This window comes from Actinomyces oris (genome assembly GCF_001937665.1).
GTDB lineage: Bacteria > Actinomycetota > Actinomycetes > Actinomycetales > Actinomycetaceae > Actinomyces > Actinomyces stomatis.
The window spans coordinates 81,540-104,931 of record NZ_MSKL01000012.1; the positions used below are offsets into that span (position 1 = coordinate 81,540).

16 protein-coding genes and 1 pseudogene are annotated in these 23,392 nt (G+C 65.2%); 8 read left to right on the top strand and 9 right to left on the bottom strand.

Annotated features, from left to right (window positions below; translation table 11 throughout):
* A pseudogene (locus BKH28_RS05920) lies at positions 1-487 on the bottom strand (CCA tRNA nucleotidyltransferase); the annotation flags it as partial.
* Positions 488-688: 201 nt separating this feature from the next.
* On the opposite strand from BKH28_RS05920, the gene BKH28_RS05925 reads away from it, so the two are divergent.
* The 8 genes from BKH28_RS05925 (at position 689) to BKH28_RS05960 (ending at position 13,524) form a co-directional block, all read left to right on the top strand.
* Positions 689-1,198, top strand: coding sequence for an NUDIX hydrolase (locus BKH28_RS05925; RefSeq protein ID WP_075417924.1), 510 nt, complete (start codon positions 689-691; stop codon positions 1,196-1,198).
* Positions 1,195-3,660: a DUF6049 family protein gene (locus BKH28_RS05930; protein WP_075417925.1), complete on the top strand. Its 2,466-nt coding sequence runs from the start codon at positions 1,195-1,197 to the stop codon at positions 3,658-3,660. Before BKH28_RS05925 ends, BKH28_RS05930 begins: the two co-directional genes overlap by 4 nt.
* Positions 3,657-7,943: a murein biosynthesis integral membrane protein MurJ gene (locus BKH28_RS05935; protein ID WP_075417926.1), complete on the top strand. Its 4,287-nt coding sequence runs from the start codon at positions 3,657-3,659 to the stop codon at positions 7,941-7,943. Before BKH28_RS05930 ends, BKH28_RS05935 begins: the two co-directional genes overlap by 4 nt.
* A gap of 86 nt (positions 7,944-8,029) precedes the next feature.
* Positions 8,030-8,956, top strand: coding sequence for a thioredoxin-disulfide reductase (trxB, locus tag BKH28_RS05940; RefSeq protein ID WP_075417927.1), 927 nt, complete (start codon positions 8,030-8,032; stop codon positions 8,954-8,956).
* A gap of 83 nt (positions 8,957-9,039) precedes the next feature.
* Complete coding sequence (gene trxA / locus BKH28_RS05945) at positions 9,040-9,366, top strand: thioredoxin (protein WP_075417928.1); 327 nt, start codon at positions 9,040-9,042, stop codon at positions 9,364-9,366.
* A gap of 222 nt (positions 9,367-9,588) precedes the next feature.
* Positions 9,589-11,028, top strand: coding sequence for a threonine synthase (gene thrC / locus BKH28_RS05950; protein ID WP_075417929.1), 1,440 nt, complete (start codon positions 9,589-9,591; stop codon positions 11,026-11,028).
* Positions 11,029-11,254: 226 nt separating this feature from the next.
* Positions 11,255-12,568 carry a PLP-dependent aminotransferase family protein gene (locus BKH28_RS05955; RefSeq protein WP_075417930.1) on the top strand — a complete coding sequence of 438 codons (1,314 nt, stop codon included), beginning with the start codon at positions 11,255-11,257 and terminating at the stop codon, positions 12,566-12,568.
* Between the two features lie 8 nt (positions 12,569-12,576).
* Entirely contained in the window at positions 12,577-13,524 is a 948-nt protein-coding gene (locus BKH28_RS05960) for a D-alanine--D-alanine ligase family protein (protein ID WP_075417931.1), read from the top strand.
* A gap of 3,592 nt (positions 13,525-17,116) precedes the next feature.
* Here the strand turns inward: BKH28_RS05960 and BKH28_RS05965 are convergent.
* The 8 genes from BKH28_RS05965 to rpmH all read right to left on the bottom strand — a co-directional run bounded on the left by BKH28_RS05965 (position 17,117) and on the right by rpmH (position 23,142).
* The gene (locus BKH28_RS05965; RefSeq protein ID WP_075417932.1) at positions 17,117-18,703 is read right to left on the bottom strand and encodes a ParB/RepB/Spo0J family partition protein; all 1,587 of its coding nucleotides are present in this window, start codon (positions 18,701-18,703) and stop codon (positions 17,117-17,119) included.
* Positions 18,703-19,605, bottom strand: a complete 903-nt coding sequence (locus BKH28_RS05970) for a ParA family protein (RefSeq protein WP_003788519.1) — start codon at positions 19,603-19,605, stop codon at positions 18,703-18,705. The genes BKH28_RS05965 and BKH28_RS05970 overlap by 1 nt, the downstream gene beginning before the upstream one ends.
* Positions 19,606-19,712: 107 nt before the next feature.
* Complete coding sequence (rsmG, locus tag BKH28_RS05975) at positions 19,713-20,357, bottom strand: 16S rRNA (guanine(527)-N(7))-methyltransferase RsmG (RefSeq protein ID WP_075417933.1); 645 nt, start codon at positions 20,355-20,357, stop codon at positions 19,713-19,715.
* A gap of 2 nt (positions 20,358-20,359) precedes the next feature.
* Positions 20,360-20,986, bottom strand: a complete 627-nt coding sequence (locus BKH28_RS05980) for a protein jag (protein WP_075417934.1) — start codon at positions 20,984-20,986, stop codon at positions 20,360-20,362.
* 52 nt (positions 20,987-21,038) lie between these two features.
* Positions 21,039-22,232, bottom strand: a complete 1,194-nt coding sequence (yidC, locus tag BKH28_RS05985) for a membrane protein insertase YidC (RefSeq protein WP_075417935.1) — start codon at positions 22,230-22,232, stop codon at positions 21,039-21,041.
* Positions 22,233-22,327: 95 nt separating this feature from the next.
* Positions 22,328-22,612, bottom strand: coding sequence for a membrane protein insertion efficiency factor YidD (gene yidD / locus BKH28_RS05990; protein ID WP_075417936.1), 285 nt, complete (start codon positions 22,610-22,612; stop codon positions 22,328-22,330).
* Between the two features lie 22 nt (positions 22,613-22,634).
* Positions 22,635-23,003, bottom strand: coding sequence for a ribonuclease P protein component (rnpA, locus tag BKH28_RS05995; RefSeq protein WP_075417937.1), 369 nt, complete (start codon positions 23,001-23,003; stop codon positions 22,635-22,637).
* A gap of 1 nt (position 23,004) precedes the next feature.
* Positions 23,005-23,142 (bottom strand): 50S ribosomal protein L34, encoded by a 138-nt coding sequence (rpmH, locus tag BKH28_RS06000; RefSeq protein WP_003788507.1) that lies wholly within the window; start codon positions 23,140-23,142, stop codon positions 23,005-23,007.
* Positions 23,143-23,392 lie beyond the last annotated feature (250 nt).

Consider the following 23,392-nt stretch of genomic DNA (forward strand, 5'->3'; position numbering starts at 1 on the left):
GGTCGACGAGCTCGAGGTCGGGCAGGCGCAGCGCCATGGCGTTGACGGTGAAGTCGCGGCGGGTGAGGTCCCCGGTGAGGGTGTCGCCGTAGGTGACCTGGGGTTTGCGCGAGCCCACCTCGTAGGCCTCGGTGCGGTAGGTGGTGACCTCCACGATGGTGGAGCCCTTGCGCGCGCCAATGGTGCCGAAGGCCCGGCCCACGTCCCAGGTGGTCTCACCCCAGGCGGCCAGGATCTTCTCGGTCTGCTCGGGGCGGGCCGAGGTGGTCAGGTCCAGGTCGTGGGGGGCCACGCCGAGGAAGGCGTCCCGCACGGGTCCGCCGACGAGGGCGATCTCGTGCCCGGCGCGCACGAAGGCGTACCCCAGGGCCGCCAGGGCGGGGGGCAGACCCTCGAGTGCCTGACGGGCCTTGGGCGTCAGGCCCCGGTTCTCAGCGGAGTCGTCCGTAGGATTGACGGGATCGGCGGGAGCGGGGTGCGCAGTCATCGGCCCAAGCCTGCCATGAACCCTCACCGGCGCGCCGTCGTCGTCGGCCTCAGCATCCCTGTGGTGAGGACCATCCCGCACCGCGGCCACGGCCGCCACCGACCGCCGCCGTCCTCACACCCGTCCGCGCACGGCGCAGTTGTGTGCGACGACGTACTCGGCCAGAGGCGTTCGGCGGTCCGAACGCCCTAGAGTGTCCCCATGCCCTCTCCACGCACTCGCACGCCCCGCGCCGGAAACCCGGCCCACCGGGCGGGTGCGCGCGCCCTGCCGATCGTCAACGAGACCAGCGCCGGCGGCCTGGTCGTCGACGTTCAGAACGGGCAGGCCTTCACCGCGGTCATCGCTCGGCGCAACCGGGGCGGGCGGCTGGAGTGGTGCCTGCCCAAGGGGCACCTGGAGGGCACTGAGACCCCCGAGCAGGCCGCAGTCCGCGAGATCATGGAGGAGACCGGGATCACCGGTCGAGTTCTTCGGCACCTGGCGACCATCGACTACTGGTTCGCCGGCCACGAGCACCGCGTCCACAAGGTGGTGCACCATTTCCTGCTGGAGGCGGTCAGCGGCACGCTGACCACGGAGAACGATCCGGACCATGAGGCCGAGGACGTCGAGTGGGTCGCCCTCGACGACGTCTCCCACCGCCTGGCCTACCCCAATGAGCGCCGTATCGTGGCCGCGGCCTGGGACATCCTCGTGGGGGATGGATGACGGGCACCACCTATCTGTGCGCGAAGGTGGTCACCACGCTGGGCTCCCGGCTGCGGAGCAGGGCGATGGTGACCATTGCCGCCCTACTGGGTGTGGCGGGCCTGGTGATGTGGCCGGTGATCGCTCTGCCCACGGCCGAGGCGGACCAGGGTGCCAACGCGATCCTGGTCGCGCAGTCCGATGGGCTCTCCGCCGACGTCGCTCCGCTCGCCCCGGCGACGCCGTCCACGACGACGGCCTCCTCATCGGCCCCGGCGGCGGCGAGCGAGAAGACCACCAACCAGGTGACCGTGAGTATCGACGCCCTGGCCCCCGAAGTGCTGCACACCGACCAGGACCTCGTTCTGACCGGCACCGTCACCAACGGAACCAGTCAGGCCATCACCGGGGCGGACCTGGTGACCAGGGTGCAGCGATCCACGGAGGCCACGAGTCGGGGTCTGAGCACGTGGCTGACCGAGACTGATGAGTCGGGACTGTCGGACCCGGTCACGGTCCCCCTGGGGCACGACCTCCAACCCGGGGGCGTCACCCAGTTCTCCATCACCATCCCCGCTGGCGAGCTGCCGCTGAGCAGCACTGACCAGTGGGGGCCGCGCGGCGTCTCCGTCACTCTGGCGGCCCAGGACGTCTCCCTGGCCCAGGACCGCAGCATCCTGGTGTGGGACAGTGGCGCCTCCGTCGCACCGGTGCGCATGACCGTCTTCCTGCCGGTCACCGCCTCCGCGCAGGAGATGGCGGTGCTGGCCGGTCCGCGCACCAAGGAGCGCTCGGAGGCCCTCAACCGCATCCACAGCCGAGTCCTCGGTCTGGTGAGCATGGCCGGTGACGGCATCGTCGCCGCCGTCGACCCGGCGCTGGTCGAGGCCCTCGGCGTCACCAAGGCCAGCCTCGAGCAGGCCGACCGCAACGGCGGTTCCCAGCCCGCGACGCCGGATGCCGCCCCTCAGACACCCCAGAGCGCTGACTCCTCCGCGTCATCGGCCCCGTCCGCACCGTCGACGACGGAGCCCTCGGCGAGCGCCACCCCGTCCCCGCAGTCGGGGGGCACCGCCACGACATCACCGTCGGACAAGGCGTCTCACGCCTCCAAAGAGGTGATCCAGCTCTCCGCCGCTCTCGCGCGGGCCATCCACACCAACAGCCTGGTGGCTCTGCCCTGGGGCGACTCCGATACCGCGGCCCTGGCGCATCTGCAGCAGACGAGCCTCATCGAGACCGCCGCACGGCGCACCCAGGAGTCGGCCATTGTCAAGGTGGGGGCCCCGACGTCCTTGACCTGGCTGGCCTCCAGCGTCGCGGACGAAACCACGGTCAATGCGCTGGCACAGCCGGCGTCGACCATCATCGCCTCACCGGAGTCCTTGCCTCCGCCCGACGAGCTCACCTACACCCCCTCCGGTCTGGGTGCCTCCGGGGATCACGCGGTCCTGATTCCGGAGCAGTCACTGTCAGAGGCACTCACCGGTGAGGGCGCCAAGCCCACAGCCCCCGACCAGAGCTCCTCGAACCCCCAGGCTGCCCAGAGCGCCCAGGCGACCGAGCTCGACACCCGCCAGCTGCTGCGCGGCAACAGTGCCATCCTGGCCCGCCAGGCCCCGACGCTGGAACGAGACATCGTCGTGGCGATGCCCCGCCAGGCCGCCTCCGGCGTGCAGTCATCGGTCGTGCGGGAGAGGGTGGCCGCCCTGCGCTCGGTCCCCTGGGCCAGCTCCCAGTCCCTGGGCGCCCTCCAGGAGCGGGCCCAGGAGGAGGTCACGGCCGTCAACGAGGGCACCTCTCGGATCGAGCGCACCGAGCTGTCGGACACGGTGATCGACGACGACGAGCTGTCCACCGACACCCTCGCCGCTGCCGGCCGTACGGCCGGAACCCTGCAGTCGATCTCCTCGGTGCTCTCCGAACCGGCCGCGTTGCTGGGCGACTACACCGACCTGGAGGCCGTCGTCTCCTCCGCATCCTGGCGGGCCGATCCCAAGACCCGCAGTGCCCAGATTCCGGCCGCCGAGGCCTCCGGGGCCAACGTCACCTCCTCACTGGCCGCGGTACCGTCGTCGACCATCAACGTCATCAGCTCCGAGGCGCAGCTGCCGGTGCGCATCACCTCCTCCCTGAGTCAGGACGTCACCGTCCAGGTCTACCTGGTCTCGAACAACAAGCGCCTCCAGGTCCCACGCACCACCACCGTGAGGGTCCCGGCTCACCAGCAGGCCAAGGTCACGGTGCCGATCCAGGCCGTCGGCTCGGGCGACGTCGGTCTGACGGTGCAGGTGCTTGCCGCCGATGGCACCACCGTGGGCACACCCACCACCGTCAACATGCGAGTGCGCGCCGACTGGGAGGGCCGAGGCACCGGCGTCATCGTCGGGGTCCTGGTCTCCATCGTGGTGATCGGTACGGTGAGGACAGTACGACGAGGCCGCCGCACCGCAGTGGCCCCGGCTGCACAGGAGACGGCATGAGCATCATCAAACGTGTACGGACCGGGCGCTCCTCCTCCCAGGGGCGCAGCCAGGCATCCCTGGCGCGGTCCTCGGCCATCATGGCCTCGGGGACCCTGGTCTCCCGCATCCTGGGCATGGTGCGCAACGCCCTGATCGTCATGGCGCTCGGCGCCACCGGCTCGGGCGCCGCCGACGCCTTCAACACGGCCAACAACCTGCCCACGTACCTGTACAACATGATGATCGGCGGGATCCTCAACGCGATCCTGGTGCCGCAGATCGTCCAGGCGCTGCGACGACGCAACGGCGAGGAGGTCGTCAATCGCCTCCTGACCGCCGCGGCCACACTCATGCTGGCGGTCACGTGCATCGCGACCGCGGCCGCGCCCCTCATCTTCACCCTCAACGCCAATTCCTTGACTCAGGGGCAGTGGCGCACGCTGTCCTTCGCCTTCGCGTTCTGGTTCATGCCGCAGGTCTTCTTCTACGGCCTGTACGCCCTGTGGGGGCAGGTGCTCAACGCCCGCTCGAGCTTCGGGCCCTACATGTGGTCCCCGGTGCTCAACAACATCATCTCGATCGCATCGATCCTGTTCTATCTCCATCTCTACGGTCGCTACACCACCGGTGAGGGAGCAGATGTCTGGGACGGGAGCCGGATCACTCTCATCGGGGCGACGACGACCCTGGGCATCGCGGTTCAGGCGCTGATCCTCTACATCCCCCTGGTGCGCTCCGGGTTCCGGCCGCGCATCATCTTCGGGGTGCGGGGCCTGGGGCTGGGCAAGACCGTCAAGGTGGCCCTGTGGGCGCTGGCCGGGGTGGGCGTAGCCAGCCTGAGCAACTGGATCACCTCCAACCTGGGCTCCTACGCGGTCACGGCCTCCGAGCAGCCCGAGTACGCGGACGTCATCGTGCCCTCGACGACCATGTGGCTCAACGCCTACCTGGTGTACATGCTGCCCCAGTCCCTGGTGGTCACCTCCATCATCACCGCCCTGTTCACCCGTATGAGTGAGAAGGCCGCAGCCGGGGACGCCGCCGGCGTGCGCGAGGACCTCTCCCTGGGGCTGCGCTCGGCGGGTGTCTTCACGGTGCTGGCCACTGCGGGCATCTGCGTCCTGTCCGTCCCGGCCCTTCAGCTCTTCACCCCCTCGATCTCCCTGCCCGAGGCCCAGGCCAGCGCCCCCATGCTCATCGCTCTGGCTCTGGGCATCATCCCGCAGGGGATCTGGTTCGGGACCCAGCGGGTGATGCTGGCCTACTCCGACACCAAGCGGCTGCTGCTGGCCGACGTCGTCGTCGGCGTCATCCCCGTGATCCTGTGCGTCCTGGCCTACTTCGTCGCTCCGGCCAACCATTGGATGACCTGGGCGGGCGCGGCCAACACGATCAGCCAGATCGGGGGCTGCGTGGTGGTCATCCCCATGATGCGCTCCCACCTGCCCAGCCTCGACGGCCGCAGGATCGTCACCACTCACCTGCGTCTCATCATGGCGGTGGCGCCCGCGGTGGTCGTCGGGCTCCTGCTCAACGCGATGCTGGGCGACATCGACGCCGACTCCTCCCTGGCCAACATGTCCGCGGCACTCGGGCACATCGCCGTCGTCGCCACCGTCATGTCGCTCATCTACCTGCTGATGGGGCGCATTGTCAGGATCGAGGAGATCACGGTCGCCTTCCGGCCCTTCTCCCGGATCCTGTCCACGGTCGGCCGTCGTCTGCCCGGCGCACCCGGACGAGCGGTCCTGGCGGCGGCGGCCTGGCTGTCACCGCCGGAGCCACCGGCTCAGGCGACTGCTCAGATGGCCGCCGTTCAGACACCGGCACCCCCGCCGCCACCACCGGCTCAGGCGGCTTCAGGCCCCTCAGGCGTTTCGACGGACGCGACGGCGCATGGTGCTGTTGGCTACACCTCCGGCGGCGCTCGGGCGGTGCCGCCCGCACCCCCGCCGCCGACTCAGACACAGACCCACTCCTGGGGACAGCCGGGTCAAATGGGGCCGCAGCACGCGGGCGGTCACCCGTCTCAGGCCATCGCGGGCCACCCGCTCGCGCCGCCGCCGGCACCCCCGCAGGCCCCTTCACAGGCTGCGCCACCACCACCGCCCACGAGCGCCGATGCCACGGCCGGCTCCTCCCACCACTGGCAGACCCCGGGGCACGTCCCGCCCAACGCCCCCGGGAGTATCCCGCCGTCGCTGCCGGCCAGCATTCCCCCTTCCCGGGTGGCCACAGGGCAGTCCGCTCCCCACCCGCCACACACCTCTGCCCACACGGGCCACATCACCCCGGTCCGGAGCCCTCAGACAGTTACGATGGGGGCAACTGGTTCAGAGGGACAACCATCTCAAGGAAGGAGACGCATGTCGGAGGCGACGCCTATCGGCAGTGGTCGCTACGGGCTCCTGGGAACGCTGTCCACCACTCTGCCGCGCATTGTCAGGCACCGCGGCGTCGACACGATCCTGGATCGAGACGTCACGATCCTGGTTCTCACCGACGCGACGCTTCATCGCGACAACGTCCTGGAGTCGGCCAGCCGGGCAGTGCTGGTTGAGGACCAGCGTCTTCAGCAGGTCTATGACGTCGAGCGCGCCGAGCCCTCCGTCATCGTCACCGAGCCGCTGACCGGACGCACCTTCTCCTCTCTGGTCTCCCGGGGCATGCCCCCGGCGCAGGCGCGCGCCATCATCGGTGAGACGGCGCAGGCGCTCGACGCCGGCGCCCGCAGGGGCCTGCATCACCTCAACCTGTCTCCCGAGTCCATCCGCGTTCTTCCCGACGGGACGGTCAAGGTCAGCGGCCTGGGAATCGAGGCCGCCGCCCTCGATCTGGAGAACCGAGTCGCCGGCCATGACCCGTCGGCCGCCGACCGTGCCGACGCCCGCTCCCTGGTGGAGATCCTCTACTACGGTCTGACCGGCCGGTGGCCGGGCAAGCGCCCCGGCATTCCCTCCGCACCACGCCTGGGTGGCGTCCCGGTCAAGCCCTCCACGCTCGTGCCGGGAATCGACCCGGTCCTGGATGAGCTGTGCGAACGCACCTGGAGCAGCCAGCCCCCCATCTCCTCGGCGGAGGTGGCGCGCTCACTGGGCACCTGGGACCAGGTGACCGGCTACCACGAGTCCGGCCCGACACAGGTCCCCTCGTCCCAGCGCCCCGCATCGAGCGGCGGCAGCACTGGTGGCGGTGGCACCGGCGCCAGCGCCACCGCGGGTGCGACGGCCGCGGTCAGTGCCGCGGGAGCCGGTGTCGCCAGCGCGGCTCGCGGAGTCCTGGACAGGCTGCGGCGCAGTGGCGCCGGCAAGAGCGCCACGGTCAGCGCCTCGGCAGGGCAGACGGCACCTGCGCCGGTTCAGCCGGAGCCGGCACCATCCGTGCCCGCCGCCACCGATGCACCTGCGGAGCAGACCACCGTCATGGAGGCCGCCTCCGCTACCGCAGCACCGACCACGCCGATCCCTGATCCGCGGCCCGAACCGACGGCCGTGCAGGAGCAGTCCGCCGACGACGTCTACGTCCAGGTCACCGGGCCGACGAACCCGATCCCGAATGTCCTGTCAACCGCTTCGGAGACCGTCCCCGGGCCGGCGCCGGTTCCGGCCGAGCCCTTCACCGGCAGCTTCCCGGCCTTCGAGGACGACGAGGACGAGGAGATCGACCCCGAGGCCGCTCGCCGGGAGCAGCGCACGACGAGCTCGGTCCTGGTCACCTTCGCCCTGATGGTCATCGTCTTGCTGGTGGTGGCCAGCTACATCGTGTACCAGACGATCGGCATCCCCTTCGCGGACAAGGACCGTGCGGCCGCTGACACCGTTCCCTCGGCCAGTGCTCAACAGGCCGACGGTGGCGGGCAGCAGCCCGCGACCCAGGCACCCCCGGCCACACCCGAGATCGCCGGCGTCAGCGTTGTGGACAACTCCAGTAACTTCGCTGCCTCGCAAGCTGGATTCCTCGCTGATGGCGACACGAGTAATGAGTGGTCCTCTCATTACTCGGCAACTCCTGACACGGAGCCGGTCGACATTGAGATCAAGCTCAAGAACCCAGCCAAGGTCTCAGAGATCGATCTTCAGGGCACCAGTGAGGGAGGTCAGGTCGAGGTCCACGCATCGGACGCCAATGGCACGATACTCGCTACGAACTCCTTCACTGCAGGTAACACCACGTTGAAGATCGATAAGCCTGAAGAGGTCAACACCATCGTCATTCGAATCACACAGCTTCCCCAAAACTTGAAGAGGACGGAAACGCGTGACAACTACAAGGCCACAATGACGGAGATCACACTCAAATAAGATCTTCTCCGGGAACAGGCCGTATTGATTACCAGTTACCCCAAGTGACCGCACACTGCGGCCCCCATCCGCTCGTCAGGAGAGTCATGATTCACGACGTCGTCATTGTCGGCTCCGGTCCCGCCGGCTACACAGCCGCCATCTACGCGGCCCGTGCCCAGCTCAATCCGGTCGTCCTGGCCGGTTCGGTGACTGCAGGCGGCGCCCTGATGAACACGACCGAGGTGGAGAACTACCCCGGTTTCATCGAGGGGATCCTGGGCCCCGAACTCATGAACCAGATGCAGGAGCAGGCCGAGCGCTTCGGCACCGACATCCGCTATGAGGACGTCACCGCTCTCGAGCTGGAGGGCGACGTCAAGCGCATCACCACCTCCGATGGTGTCTACGAGGCCCGCACGGTCATCATCTCCACCGGCTCGGAGTACCGGCACCTGGGGATCGACGGGGAGGAGCGCCTCTCCGGCCACGGTGTGTCCTACTGCGCCACCTGCGACGGGTTCTTCTTCAAGGACCAGGACATCGTCGTCGTCGGCGGTGGGGACTCGGCCATGGAGGAGGCCACCTTCCTGACCCGCTTCGCCCGCTCCGTGACGGTGGTCCACCGCCGCGATGAGCTGCGCGCCTCGGCCGTCATGGCCAAGCGCGCTCAGGAGGACCCGAAGATCTCCTTCGCCTGGAACTCGCGAGTCGTCGAGCTTCACGGTGAGGACTCGCTGACCGGTGTCACCCTGGAGGACACCGTCACCGGGGAGCGCCGCCAGATCGAGGCCACGGGCCTGTTCGTCGCCATCGGTCAGGTGCCACGCAGCGAGCTCGTCGCCGACGTCCTCGAGCTCGACGAGGCCGGCTACATCAAGGTCGAAGTGCCCTCGCAGCGAACCCGCATTCCCGGGGTCTTCGCCTGCGGTGACGTCGCCGACCCCACCTACCAGCAGGCGATCACGGCGGCCGGATCCGGCTGCCGCGCCGCCCTGGATGCCGAGCACTACCTGACCACTCTGCAGGCCTGAGGGTAGCGCCCTCCACCCGGCACAGGCGGGCAGGCTCCGCCCCTTCCCGACTCACCCATTCACAACGTTCGAGGAGAACAATCATGTCCCAGGCTCTCGCCGTCACCGACGCCACCTTCGAGGAGGAGGTCCTTAAGTCCGAGGTGCCCGTCGTCATTGACTTCTGGGCCGAGTGGTGCGGTCCCTGCCGCCAGATGGCGCCGATTGTGGACGAGGTCGCCGCCGACTTCGGTGGCAAGGTCAAGTTCGTCAAGGTCGATGTGGACGCCAACCCGGCCACGGCCCGTTCCTACGGCGTGCGTTCCATCCCGACCTTCGCGGTGGTGCGCGACGGCGAGGTCTTCCACCAGTTCAGCGGCTCACGTCCGAAGGCCTCCTTCAAGGCCGAGGTGGAGAAGGTCCTGGCCTGAGCCCGAGGCCCCGTCCTTTTCTCTCACTTTCACGCATCGGCCCCGCCGAGCACCCCTCCAGGTGTCTCGGCGGGGCCGATGTCCTGTCCCACCGGTTGTCTGATGTCTGGTCTCGCCGCCAGGCGGTCGTCACCGCATCTGTCACCCGCCGCCACCGCCCCGTAGAATCGCACCGGAATCGCACGCGGCACCAGGGCATGCGACACGGCAAGAAGGCGGCACATGCAGCACACCCAGTACATCTCCACCCGTGGCCAGATGGCGGCAGCCGGGTTCACGGACGTTCTTCTGGCGGGCCTGGCACCCGATGGAGGCCTGGCGGTACCCAACCGGCTGCCCGTTCTGACTACCGGACAGATCGAGGCCTGGAGGTCCTTGGGGTACGCCGACCTGGCCACGGAGGTCATCGGCCTGTTCGCCACGGACATTCCCCGGGATGACCTCGCCGCGCTGACCCGGGCCGCCTATGGCCAGGAGCGGTTCCCGCAGCCGGTCGTTCCCGTCACCGGGCTCGACGACGTCGCCGACGGTCTCGCCCTTGTGGGCCTGTCCGAGGGACCGACCATGGCCTTCAAGGATCTGGCCATGCAGTTCCTGGGGCAGGCGATTCCCTATGTTCTGGCCAAGCACGGCCAGGTCCTCAACATCCTGGGAGCCACCTCCGGCGACACCGGCTCAGCGGCCGAGCACGCTTTCAGGGGACAGGAGGGCGTCAGTGTCTTCATGCTCTCGCCGGCCGGCCGCATGAGCCCGGTGCAGCGCGCCCAGATGTACACCCTCAAGGACGCCAATATTCACAACATCGCGGTGCGCGGTGTCTTCGACGACTGCCAGGCGCTGGTCAAGGCGCTGAGCAATGACGCGAGCTTCAAGGCAGCCCATCACCTGGGCGCCGTCAACTCCATCAATATCGGTCGGATCGCCGCACAGGCCGTCTACTACGTGTGGTCCTGGCTGAGGATCACCGACGCGGTGGAGGAGGGGCGTCGCGCCGACCACCGCGTCGACGTGTGCGTGCCCTCGGGCAACTTTGGCAACATCTACGCCGGCTTCCTGGCCCGGTCCATGGGGGTGCCGATCCGCCGTCTCATCCTGGCCACCAATGAGAACAACGTGCTCGAGGAGTTCTTCACCACTGGCGTCTACCGGCCACGTTCAGCGGAGGACACCTTGGCCACCTCCAGCCCGTCAATGGACATCTCGAAGGCCTCCAACCTGGAGCGCTTCATCTGGGCACTGCTGGGGCCGGAGGCCTTCGAGCAGCGCTGGGCGGAGCTGGAGGCCACCGGAAGGCTCGACCTGCGCGATCAGCTCCCGCGGCTACGCGAGGAGTTCGGCTTCGTGGCGGGCACGTCCTCACACGCCGACCGGCTGGAGACCATCCGCAGCGTCAAGGAGCGCTCCGGGCGCCTCATCGACCCGCACACGGCCGACGGCGTCACAGTCGCTCTGCGTGTCATGGAGCCCGGTTTCCCCACCCTCGTCATGGAGACCGCCAAGGCCGCGAAGTTCCCGCAGACCGTGGCCGAGGCACTCGGGAGCGAGCCGGAGACTCCCGACGTCGTCGCCGATCTGCTCGCTCAGCCCCAGAAGGTGGAGACGATCGACAACGAGGAGGCTCCCTTGCGAGCCCTCATTGAGGAGCGCGCCCTGAGGCGCTGACCGGCGCCGACACGCAAGGCTCCTCACCGCGCCGCACATCGTGCCCACGATGTGCGGCGCGTCCTTGTCCGGGCTGCTTCGTCGTCCTGACCCACGCGCAGCGATTCCCGTGTTTCACGTGAAACATCGCGGAATACTCCTGGCCGCGCCGGCTCCTGAACACTGCTGCGTCCGTGGCAGACTTGGGTCCACGGACGCAGCAGTGGCGACCAGGGAAGGACCTCAGGTGAGTGAGAGCAGTAACCAGGTGAAGGGCAACCGACTCGATCCGTGGCTGGACAGCTATGCAGCACGAGCCCACGGTCTGCGTGCCTCGGAGACGCGGTCGCTGTTCGCCGTCGCCTCACGTCCCGAGGTCGTGTCGCTGGCCGGCGGAATGCCCAACCTCAAGGACCTCCCGCTGGAGCATCTGGCCGAGGCGACCTCGCGGATGATCCGCGAGGACGGCGGCCGGGCGCTGCAGTACGGGAACGGTCAGGGCATGCCACAGCTGCGTGAGCAGATCACTGAGGTCATGGCTCTGGAGGGCATCAGAGCCGACCCGGAGGACGTCATCGTCACCACCGGCTCTCAGCAGGCCGTCGACATCATCGCCGAGCTCTTCGTCGACCCCGGCGACGTCGTCCTGACCGAAGCACCCACGTACGTCGGCTCACTGTCGATCTTCGCGACCTACCAGGCCGACGTGCAGCAGGTACCCATTGATGCCGAAGGTGTCATCCCTGAGGCCCTGGAGGACATGATCATCCGCCTCGAGCGGGAGGGGCGTCGCATCAAGTTCTTCTACTGCCTGCCCAACTTCCACAACCCCGCCGGAGTGACGCTCACTGAGGGGCGTCGTCCGCAGATCATCGAGATCTGCCGGCGCCACCACATCCTCATCGTGGAGGACAATCCCTACGGTCTTCTGGGCTTCGAGGGGCAGACCTACACGGCGCTCAAGACCCTCGCGCCCGACGACGTCGTCTACCTGGGGTCCTTCTCCAAGATCTTCGCTCCGGGATACCGCGTGGGCTGGGCCGTGGCTCCACCGGCCGTGCGGGAGAAGATGAAGCTGGCCTCAGAGGCAGCCATCCTGTGTCCGTCGTCGATGGGCCAGTTCTCGATCTCCATGTACCTGGACCAGTTCGACTGGAAGCAGCAGATTGTGGACTTCCGTGCCATGTACCAGGAGCGACGCGACGCCATGGTGTCGGCGCTGGAAGAGTTCCTGCCCATGTGCCACTGGAATGTCCCCGATGGCGGCTTCTACGTGTGGGTACGGCTTCCGGAGGGACTCGACGCCAAGGACATGCTGCCACGCGCGGTCACCAGCCTGGTTGCCTACGTCTCCGGGACCGCCTTCTACGCCGGTGGTAGGGCGGGGCAGGACCATCTGCGACTGTCCTTCTGCTATCCCGAACCGGCTGATATCCGCGAAGGAGTGCGGAGGCTATCCGGCGTCGTGACCCGTGATCTCGAGCTGCTGAATCTGTTCGGCCCCACCCACAGTCCCCATCCGTCCGAAGGCGTCCACGCGCCCGCACCCGACCAGATCTGAGGTTGACGATGAACCAGTCTCCACTCCGTATCGCTGTCCTCGCCGGCGGATTGAGCCACGAGCGCGACATCTCCCTGCGCTCAGGGCATCGTGTCGCCCAGGTGCTCAAGCACCTCGGGCATACCGTCCTCGTCCTGGATATCGACGCACGCACCATTGGATCACTCAAGACCTTCGGACCCGACGTCGTCTGGCCCTTGGTCCATGGCGGCCCCGGCGAGGACGGGGGCCTGCAGAATGTGCTCATCTCCCTGGGGCTGCCGTATGTCGGCACACACTCAGACGGCTGCCAACGGGCCTCCTTCAAACCGACGGCAAAAGCGAGCGTCCGCACCGGACGAGTGATCACTCCTGATTCGTTGACGCTTCCACAATCCTATTTCAGTCAACTGGGAGCGCAGGAGGTTCTCTCCGTCGTCGCAGGTCATCTGGGACTTCCGGTGGTGGTGAAGCCCCATCAGGGGGGTTCTGGCCTCGGTGTCTCTTACGCATCGACGGCAGATGTGCTGCGCACCGCGATGGTGGCCTGCTTCGCTTACGATGAGCGCGCGCTCATCGAGCGTTATGTCGCCGGGACGGAACTTGCGGTCTCCGTTGTCGATACAGGAGAGGGGCCACGTGCGCTTCCCCCCGTCGAAGTAGTCACCGATGGACAGTATGACTTTGACGCACGGTACAACCCTGGCCGCTCGGAGTACTTCGTCCCTGCTCGGCTGGATGACGAGGTCATCGAGACGGTGAAAGCCACTGCTGTCACGGTGCACACCACCCTTGGACTGGGTAACCTTTCACGAACCGACCTCATTCTCGACGATAACGGGACGCCGTGGTTCATTGACGTCAACGTCATTCCAGGAATGACAGAGACGTCCTTGCTGCCCATTGCGGCCGAAGCAGAGGGATCGTTAGACGAGCTGTATGACGCGTTGGTGAGGAACCCGCTGGTTCATCCGTAACTCCGGCTCAGTTTCACGTGAAACGGTGGCTCCACTCATATCGAGTGGAGCCACCGCCATATTCTGCCACCGCCCCACGGCGACATTCTGTCGATATTGACAGCACTCGTTGCTTGGCCCGGGATACTTCATCAACGGTAGCAACACGGTCTCTGGTTTCACGTGAAACCAGAGCAGGTAGCTGTCGGTCATCGCTCCCTGAAGCGAGACCTTCCCCCTCATTGGAGCACATCAACCCCGAGCGGGGTAGGGGTTGACTCTCGCAGGAGCTTCCTACATTGCCTCATCGGCATGGCGATATTATCGAGACGATAAGAGGACGAGCATGAGTGCAGGCGGGGTTCCCTGGTTTCACGTGAAACCTGATTCCGCGACTTCCGCACGCCCATGCCCTTTGCAGGAGGTTCGCTTCCTTCGCCCGTAGAACGACCTGCTTCGAGTTCATACCGTTCGCATCCTCGCCCACCCGTCCTCTTTTCGGTGCGCGCTCAACACCCGCGCTACATCGGGAAGCGGAGGCCCTATCGACGATGGATGAGCGTCTCAATCGTCGTCATGCGCTGATGAATACAGACCGGCTGGCTTGGTTTCACGTGAAACCAGGAGTCAACCGTATCGTCCGACAGGGCCTCACGTGCCTTCACAACGCCTGTGCCCGTCCTCCGAAGGCTGCGTCATGTCCTGCCCTGTTAGCGAACTCATTGATGCTCAGGAAGCTCAGACACGCATTCGGAGTGCATTGTGTTCCCATTCAGATAGCGGATGTCCAGAACACTAGAAGGCGAAGAAGACTGAAGAGATTGGCGCGGTCCTGCATGGAAGGCACGCCCCATCGGTTTCGGCAGAGGCGACGGCAGTCTCTCCAGTAAAGAGAGGCCCGGGCATGTGTCGGCACCCAGTATGAACAGTCGACATGGCCTTCCTTGTTTCACGTGAAACCAGGCGGGGCCCGAGGCATCACCGAATGCGCGCCTCTGAACGTGGGGATATGGTCGCCTGATTGCGGGGAGAGGACCTCACAGTGCAAACCAGGACGGAGATCTCGTCACCACATGCGAGACGGCTCGTGCTGGGGTCCTCCGAACCCTGAGAGGAACAACCTCTCCCAGGAGCCGAGGCGTTCAAGAACAGCGGCTACGTTCGGGGCACCATCATCCCGGACAGCGCGACCGTACTGACGTTCGTTGCAATCTGGCGGCTGCTGTTCCGCCCGCGTATTCGAAGCTTTCGCCAGGCCCGGCCCCGGTCTTGGTCGCCTGACTCCTGCCCCTTTCTCCGGAAGCCATATGACGCCAGCGTTCGAAACAGGACTACCCTGCGCCCACCATCGGGGAGTGCACCCACGTGAAAAACACAGAGAGAGGTCCTGAATCCGTGCACTATAGATGATGGACTCCTCGACTGGAGCCGGCGTCTCCGTTATCCCTGCAATGCGTCTCGCCTCCACAGACGAGCTCCTGCTCAAGATGCCATGAGCGACACCTACTCCGCCCCACTCCTGCGAAACAGGTCTTACGCCGTTGACACGCAACGGCACGTGTCGAAGCCCTTCGCACTCTGTTGTTCTCCATGGTTTCACGTGAAACCTGCTCAGAAGCACTAAGCGCTATAGCCCACACGCAAAGGACATTCTGCCGGAGCATATCGAAGCGATGGATGAGCTGTCCCTTCTTAATACACGGCATGTGAATCGAGGAGGGGCTAAAGCCAGACTCTTCATCGTGCAGACGCATCTCCACGGTAGGCCTTCAATTCCATGAAGACATCGTCGTCTGGTAGCAGTCCTCGCTCGCTGGTAGATCAGCATCAGATCTGAGCCGTCTTCGTACGCGACGAGGGGACCGTTCTCTTCTTCTGGGGAAGGGGTCGCGAGTTCGAACCCGCCCGCCGGTGTGAGTTCGAAAGAAGAGCGGTAGCCATACCCACCGTTGGTTTCACGTGAAACCCCACAGAGGTTCCCCGCGTACCGCAATAGAGCACCGGTCGTACCTCCGTACGCGCAGAAGCACGTGAATCGCCTGTCCTTCCTTGATGTCTAGCGCGCGATTCGAGGGAACCAGAGCCCGGCTCTCTTCGTGCTGATCCACCTCACGGGCACACCTACCCGATGCCCACAGCATCATTCGACCGCAGGCCTTGCACACACAGAGCTCGATTCTGGCCTGAGTACTGTTTCTACGTGAGGGCAGTGCCGGTCTCTCTTCCTGGCGAAGGGGGCTGGATCGCCGGATCATCACACCCGACGGTGTGGGCCTCATCTGAACTCGATTCAATTCCATCTGAGGAGTCTGAAGGAAGAGTGCCACCGCTTCTTCTCTCCTTGTTTCACGTGAAACTGCCAGTGTCACAGTACGCTGCATGACCTCACTGCTTCCGACCCACAGGTTCTAGAAAGCGCACCCGCACACAAGTCTCAACCTCGGTGACGGACGGAGGTAACAAGTCAGCACATCAAAGAGAGGGGTCAGCCAGGATGCTGATCATGACGGGCGCCAGGACAACCCACCCCTACCCTGTACTGATGAGCACCATCCGCCTTGGGTTTCACGTGAAACCGTTGGCATCACGTGAGACTGCATCGCCTTGACCTCTCCAATACGGTTCCTGCACCGCGTATCAATGCCCGCATATCGACGTAGGTCAGGTGCGCGATGAGAAGTCGGTGTTCTCCACACGAGCTGTCTGCAACGCCCAGGCAGTGGGGCTCACCGAGAACACCCGCCCCCTACCCCGAGAGAATGGGGCAGGGCGCGCCTCGGTTTCACGTGAAACCAAAGGGAACTGCGTTCCTTTCCCGGAACAGCTGGACCCGCAAGGACATACCTGTAGACAAGACCGGAACGCTTGAGAGCGTCATCGGATTTCCCACTCCCTACGCTGCGTTCTGTCGGGTACCCGCCACCACTATGCGGGAGCATCTGAACAGGAGCATGGATGTCCCATCGGGTGTCTTGAGGCGTAGCCTGCAGGGCTCCCTACAGATCATCCTGGTGAGGCTTCATCCGCTACCACACCAGACCTGCTGATGTCGCAACGCTCCGGCCGTCCAGCGTGAGCCGTTCAGTCAGCATGTGATCCCATATCCATATCACCGAGCGTCAACCATCTCTCGGTACACCCCAAGGCCCTATAGGCTCTGATTCCCTTGTTTCACGTGAAACCTTGGGAGCACTACAGTTCCGACTCCAGCGCCACGCTTTGCTGTGCCCGTCGGCATCGCAGCAACAACAGTGATACGTGAACCTGTTTCACGTGAAACCTCGCGGATACTGATGATGATCCGATTCCGGCGCTGTACGCTAAACCGCCCTATCCGTCCCCTATGACGACGACCAATAGATGCGCGCTGAGATGCACACTCACGTGTTTCACGTGAGACCTCGAAACCACCGACAACCAAGTTCTGTAGCGTTCGCTGCGCCTGTTGATCCTCCTGATATCGTCGAAGAACACACAGGCGCATGCTGGTTTTACGTGAAACACGAGGCCCCCCCACCCACAGCGTCCCCTATTCGCCCCAGCGAACAGAGACAACGGTGGGGCCGAGACATTCAATGTCTCGGCCCCACCGTGCTCACACTATGAGCTCAGGCTATTCCTCGTCGAGAGATGTCCCAGGCGCTAGTGCATCGACCAGACGAGCGAGGTCCTCATCTCCGGCGAATTCAATGGTGATACGTCCCTTCTTCGCTCCCCGTGTCACCTTCACGCGGGTGTCGAAGGCATCGGACAGTCGAGTCGAGAGGGCCGGGAGAGGGGTACTCCGAGCACGCAGTACCTTTGGCTGATCCGGTCCCGGCTCGGGTTCCTCGTGGAGGGCGACGAGTTCCTCCGTCGCACGCACCGAAAGCCCCTCGGCCACCACGCGTTGAGCGAGTCGCTCCATCTCGGCCGCATTGGGGAGGCCCAGAAGTGCGCGGGCATGTCCCGCTGAAATGACATTCGCTGCGAGCCGGCGCTGCACCAACGGGGGCAGCTTCATGAGGCGCAAGGTATTGGAGATCTGCGAACGTGACCGGGCGATTCGCTCAGACAGCTCCGCGTGAGTGCACTGGAAGTCCTCCAAAAGCTGCTGGTAAGCCGCGGCCTCTTCCAAGGGGTTGAGCTGGACACGGTGCAGGTTCTCCAGCAGTGCATCACGCAAGAGGTCGACATCGTCCGTGTCCCGAACGACTGCTGGAATCGTCTCCAGGCCTGCTTCCTTGGAAGCACGAAGACGACGCTCTCCCATAATGAGTTCATACCCCAGCTCCTCACCCGGAGCAGTCGGCACCTGCCGCACCACGATCGGCTGCAGGAGACCCACTTCTGCAATCGAGGCCGCCAGTTCGGAGATGTCCTCTTCATCGAAGACCTGACGAGGCTGGCGGGGATTCGGATGGATCAGTTCCACCGGAATCTCAGCGAAACGGGCTCCCGGCACGGGGACAAGACCATCAGCATCCGCTGCGTCATGCTCGCCATCGGTCTCCGCGGCAACTTCGGTATGCCCACCATCAGAGGCATCCGACGACGGAGTCTCTGTGGACTGCTCATTCTCAGAGCCGGAGAGCTCGCTATCGGTCACCGCAGGCTGCTCCTCCTCCGTTTCACGTGAAACATCAGGAGTGGCTGGCGTTGTAGTCGGTTCTGGGACTGACACCTCCGTCACTTCATCCTCGACGACCACAGTCTCGTGCGGCGGCTCCTCCACCGGAGCGGACACAGTCTCCGTAGCCTTCTTAGCAACAGGCTTGGGAGCAGCCTTGGCAGCTGAACGAGTCCGCTTCGCGGAGCTGGCCGACGACGATGCCTTCGAGGCCTTCTTCTCCTCCGTCTGAGTCGCAGCCTTCGAATTCGGCGTGGTTTCACGTGAAACCGACGTCGTCTGTTTGCTCTGTGCGGTCGTCTTGGATGCGGTCGTCGAACGGGCCGAGCGACCCTTGGATCCACGCTTCCGCTGAGAAGGAGCCAGAAGAGCAGCAGTCAGATCGTGAGTGCTCCGTGCTTCCGAAGCCGGCTCAGGCTCCGGGGCGACATGCTCGGTATGAGCAGCCGCATCGTCATGACGCGACTCGTCCTTCCGCGATTCAGGGAAGAACACATCGGAAGGACGAGACGCAGCAGGCGTTTTCTCCTTCTGCGCCTCTGGAATCAGCGCCTGCAGACCCCGTCCGAGTCCGCGCCGTTTCTGAGCCATCAGGCTTCCTCGCCTTCAATTCGGGGAGCGCCCCGCAGAGCGACCTCACGAGCCATTTTCTTGTACGCAATTGCGCCGGTGGACCGGGGATCCCAGAACACCACGGGAGCACCGAAGGAGGGGGCCTCGGCAACACGGATGGAACGTGGCACCTTGGTGTCCAGCGTCGCATCAGGGAAATAGGAACGAACTTCAGACTCCACCTCACGTGCCAGGGTGGTCCGTCCGTCAAACATGGTGAGCACAATCATGGAGACTCCCAGTCCCGGATTGTGAATGCGTGCGATCCTGTCAATGGAGCGCGTCAACAGGGCAAGTCCCTCGAGAGCGTAGTACTCGGCCTGCATGGGGATGAGAACCTCATCCGCAGCGACGAAGGCATTAATCGTCATAATGCCGAGGCTCGGTGGACAATCGATGATGACGTAATCGAGGGGTTCCAGACCGTCGGTTTCACGTGAAACCAGGTAGTCCACAAGCGCACGCCGAAGACGCGACTCCCGCTCAGCGGTGGAGATGAGCTCTATCTCAACAGCGGCCACGTCAATAGTCGCGGGTACGCACCACAGGGACTCGCAGAATCGCGTCTTAGCGACAACGTCCTTGATGGGCATCGCATCGACAAGGACGTCGTAAATGGAGGCACTGTCCTCGTCGTGCTCCACCCCCAGTGCTGTTGAGGCATTTCCTTGTGAGTCCGCGTCGATAAGCAGGACGTGCAACCCGCCTTCAGCTAAAGCAGCTGCAAGATTCACTGCGGTCGATGTCTTTCCGACGCCACCTTTCTGGTTGGCGACTGCGATGACACGAGTCCGCTCGGGATGTGGGAACTCTCCACCCGCTACCTCGTCTAACGCGAGGTGCTCGGCCTGGAGCTGATCGAAGATAGACGATCCGGACAAACCTGCTTCTCCTCGGACGGTGACCCAACAGCCCGAGCCAGTCGGGCAGTTACGAGTCTACGCGAGCAGGTCGATCCTTACGCGTTACACCGAACGCGCGCCGTATCTCAACGGTTCTTCGGGCGGCGGATCTCAACGACAACTGTCTTTTCGTCACCGGCGGTGACAACCTCATGAACGACAGCCACTGATAACTTTGCCTTTTTAATGACATACTTGGCGTCGTCGACCTCGTCCTGTGCCCTCATGCCCTTGAGGGCCAGCAGGGCACCCCCCGGGCGGAGCAACGGCGCCGTCAGCCGCACCAGCTTGGACAGGTTCGCCACCGCGCGAGCCGTCACCACGTCATAGCGGTCCTTGACCTCCTCGGCCCGAGCCCGCCGAATGGTCACGTTGTCCAGGTCCAGCTCCTCGACGACGTCGGAGAGCCACTGAGTGCGCCGCTCCATCGTCTCAATGAGCGTCACATCGAGGTCGGGTCGCAGCAGCGCGACGACAATACCGGGAAAGCCGGCGCCGGAACCCACATCGGCCACGCTTCCCCGGGCCGGCAGGAAGGGGACGACGGCTGCCGAGTTGACGATGTGCCGGCTCCACAGGCGGGGAAGCTCACGCGGCCCGACAAGACCGCGCAGCTCACCCTCCTCAGCGAGCATCTGCGCGAAGTGCTCCGCCGCGGAGAAGGAGACCCCGAAGATCTCCCGCATCTCCGCCGTCGGCTCCTCCACCTGGGCCCGCTGCTCCTCACTCATGCTCAGGACTGCTCCGAAGCGGAGTCGTCAGCCGCATCTTCGGTGACGTCGGCCTCGTCGACGCCCTCCTCGTCCGTCTCATCGGCGGGCAGGACCACCACGTATCGGTGAGGCTCAGCTCCCTCGGACTCGGAGACCAGCCCGGCGGAGGCAACGACATCGTGGCACACCTTGCGCTCGAAGGGGTTCATCGGCTCCAGGCTGACGGCCTCTCCCGAGGTGAGTACCTTGGTGACCGCCTCCTGGGCGACCTTGGTGAACTCGATACGACGATCAGCGCGGTAGCCGTTGATGTCGAGCATGAGACGGGAACGGTTGCCGGTGCGTGCCTGAACCGCGAGGCGGGTCAGCTCCTGAACGGATTCCAGCACCTCTCCGTCGCGTCCAACGAGGTCGGCGAGCTCGCGCTCATCACCCTCCTCGGAGGCGACCACGGCAATGGAGGCTCGCCCGTGATCGATGTCGATATCGATGTCACCGCCCAGGTCGGCGATGTCAAGGAGCTCCTCCAGGTAGTCGGCACCGATCTCGCCCTCCTCCTCGAGGCGCGAGACGGTGTTGCTTACGGGGCTGCTCACGGTCTCCTCCGCTGACTGCTGGGAGGAGTCGTTACTGTGCTGCTCACTCATAATGTCATCCGTATCTGTGATGGGAACCGGGTTTCTCGCCGCTGAGCACGCGTCAGCGGTTGTGCTTCTTCTTGGCCTGGGCCTTGCGTCGGGCCGCCGCCTCGCGCCGCTGGCGAGCTCGGCGCTCATAACGACGTCGAGCGATCTCCTCATCGCTGAGGCCACCACTCTTGGACGACGTCGAGTCCTTCTCCTCGTATCCGTCCTCGAGCTGCTCGACATCGGAGTCATCGGCGCCGTAGGCAAAGGTCTCACTGCGAGACTCGCCGTGACCGCCGGACTTCTTCTGCCGGTTCTTGCGCACCGGCTGCACCCGCTGGCCTCCGGTACGGCCCTCGGCCTCGGCCTTGGCGACCGCCTCGGCCCGTTCCTCCTCCTCCAGGGAGGGCAGGCCCTTGCGCGCCCGCTTGGCATTGATGCGGGCGCGGTACTTCTTCTCAGCCTCGCTGCCGGGGGCGGGCATGTTGCGGATGGTGAAGTACTGCTGCCCCATGGTCCACAGGTTGGAGATGACCCAGTAAACGAGCACACCGATCTGGAAGTTGACGCCGGAGACGGCGAAGATCACCGGCATCACGTACAGCATCATCCGCTGGGAACGGATCATGGGGTTGTCGGAGTTGAGGGACTCCGTCGACATGTTCTTCATCGACAGCTGCGCCATGGTGTACCACTGCGTCACCGACATGATGATGATCATGGCGACCGTGACGACCTTGACCTGCGTGTCGGAGCTGCTCAGGAAGGAGGAGGACAGGCTGGCGCCGAAGACGCTGGAGTTCTGGACCTGCTCGGCCAGCTGCTGCGTGAGCGGGCCGATCGAGGGGCGGCCGTACTTGCCGCTGGCGACAGCGCCCAGTGAGGCCAGCACGCGGAAGAGGGCGAAGAAGATGGGCATCTGCACCAGGATCGGCAGGCAGGAGGCCATGGGGTTGGTCCCGTGCTTGCGATAGAGCGCCATCATCTCTTCGTTCATGCGCTGGCGCGACTCGGGATCCTTCTTGCCCTTGTACTTGGCCTGCAGCTCCTGCAGCTCCGGCTGGAGGAGCTGCATTCCGCGCGAGGCGCGGATCTGCTTAACGAACAGCGGCATGATGAGCAGCCGCACCACGATCGTCAGACCGATGATGGACAGCACCCAGGCGACACCCGGTCCGTCGGGGAACCCGACAAGGACCAGGGCCTTGTGGATCGTGACCATGACCCAGGCCACCGCCACCTTGAGGGGCCATAGCAACGTGTCCATCCGTACTCCTTGTATGAGGGTTCTCGTGCGAGAGCGGTATCAGTGTGAGCTCAAGGACTGAGCCGACGTCGTAACCATCGGTTCAACGGGATCGATCAGGGATCCTCGACCGTGAACCTCGGAACGTCACGGGGGTGGTGATATCGCCACTGCCCCTTGTCCGGGACATGATCGACTCCACCGGGGGTCAACGGGTTGCATCGCAGCAGACGCCAGAGGGCCAGCAGCGTGCCCTTGATCGGACCGTGCACCTCCAGCGCCGTGACGGCGTAGGCCGAGCACGTGGGGTAGTAACGGCAGGAGGCCGGCAGAGCCGGAGAGATGAAGCGCTGGTAGAAACGCACTGGAGCCAAGAGGACTCGCGCCAACCATCCGTTCATCGCTCACCCTCGCCCGGCCGGCTCACCGCCGGCGCCCTTCGGTCTGATGCTCCCGGCACCGGCTCAGAAGCCGATCCAGGTCCCGTCCCAAGGTGCTGCTGTCGGCGCCGTCGGCACCTGCCAGTCCGCGCACGACGACGCGGGCTCCTGGTTCGAGGGACCCGACCCGTTGTGCCATGAGGGCTCTCACCCGGCGCTTGACGCGGTTGCGGCGGGTCGCCAGCGGGACCTGCTTCTTGGGCACGACGACGCCGACGAGAGCCGGGGAGTCATCCCCTCTCCCGCCGGCGTGGTAGTGCACGACCAGCCTGCGGTTCCCGCAACGCGTACCCCGACGAATCGCGGTAGTGAAGTCCTCACCCCGCGCTAATCGGTGCGCCGCGCCGAGCACCTCAGGCGGCGAGGCGAACGCGGCCCTTGCGGCGCCGCGAAGCGAGGACGGCGCGGCCTGCGCGGGTGGACATGCGCTTGCGGAAGCCGTGCACCTTGGCACGACGACGGTTGTTCGGCTGGTAGGTCCGCTTGCTCACGGGCTTAACTCCTGCTTGAGGTGATCGGAACAGTGCATCGCGAGGTTCACGGCACTGTCGCTCGTGCGGCTGCCCCATGGTTCGGGACCTGACTCCGCGCGAACGTCTGCAACAGCCTACGTTTGGCCCTCTTGCCGGTCAAACGAATGTGGCCGACTGTGACCACTGTGACCGATGACGTCATCCACATTCTCTTCACACGTCATCCACAACCGAGCCGGTCCGTGTCCACGGCTGTGGGAAGCAGTCC